General features: G+C 53.6%; 1 protein-coding gene. It reads right to left on the reverse strand.

What is annotated here, in order from left to right; all coding sequences use genetic code 11:
• Nucleotides 1-61: 61 nt before the first annotated feature.
• A protein-coding gene (locus BSF79_RS19385; protein WP_425443251.1) for an IS3 family transposase occupies nt 62-1158 on the reverse strand; the annotation gives its coding sequence in 2 pieces (ribosomal slippage) (nt 62-912 and nt 912-1158; 1098 coding nt in all).
• Nucleotides 1159-1221: the final 63 nt, after the last annotated feature.

Genomic DNA, 1221 nt, shown 5'->3' on the forward strand with positions numbered 1-1221 from the left:
TGACCTGAGCCCCAAGCTTCCCCCAGCTCTGCGCGGAGTCCTTAGGGTTAAATCTTTGTCGTTAGGCCGCCATCTTGTCCATCGCCTTTCTCTGCAAAAATTCCATTGGCGTCAGGTTGCCTAAGGCTGAATGGGGTCTGCGCCAGTTGTAGTCCTCCTGCCATTCTTCGAGCGTTTTGCGAGCCTCGGCCAATGTGCCGAACAGCGTTTCATTGAGGCATTCATCACGTAGCTTGCCGTTGAAGCTTTCGATGAAGCCGTTTTGTTGAGGTTTTCCGGGTGCAATGTAATGCCAATCGATGCCTGTATCTTGAACCCATTTGAGGATCGCCATGCTGGTGAGCTCGGTCCCATTGTCCGAAACTATTGTCATCGGGGCACCGCGCTCAGCTATGATGCGATCCAGTTCTCGCACCACACGGTGCCCTGAAAGCGATGTATCTGCGACCAGTACCAGGTTCTCTCGGCTGTAATCATCCACGACGGCCAGAATGCGGAAGCGACGTCCGTCTGTCAGCGCATCAGATACAAAGTCCAGCGACCAGCGCTGGTTCGGACCATCAGGTAACACCATCGGCTTCCTGGTGCCCAAAGCACGCTTTCTGCCACCCCTGCGGCGCACCTGAAGCTTCTCTTCGGTATAGATACGCCTCACCTTCTTGTGGTTTACAGCAAAGCCTTCCCGCGCGATCATCACATGGACACGCCGACAACCAAACCGTCGCCGTTCACGTGATACGCGTTTGATGGCATCCCGTAGTTCGGCATCATCACCTCGGCGCGACAGATACCGGACCGTAGACCGATCGACATGCAGCACATCACACGCCCGCCGCTGACTGACCTGATGTTGCTCCATCAGATGCTTCACAGCTTTCCGCTTTCCAACGGGCGTCACCACTTTTTTGAATTGATGTCTCGCAACATCGCGTTGTCCAACATCTGTTCTGCCAAAAGCTTCTTCAGCTTGCCGTTCTCATCTTCTAATGCCCGCAACCGCTTCGCATCCGATGGTTCCATGCCACTATACTTCGATTTGTATTTATAGAACGTCGCTGAGCTGATCCCGTGACGCCGACACACGTCTGCGGTCTTCTCACCAGATTCCTGTTCCTTGATCATCGCAATGATCTGTTCATCCGTAAATCGTGCCTTCATTTGTCCGTCCTTTTGTTGGGCGGACTCTACACAAATTTGGAGGAGTTTTAGGGGCTCAGGTCA

Source organism: Thalassovita taeanensis (assembly GCF_900110775.1).
GTDB lineage: Bacteria > Pseudomonadota > Alphaproteobacteria > Rhodobacterales > Rhodobacteraceae > Litorimicrobium > Litorimicrobium taeanense.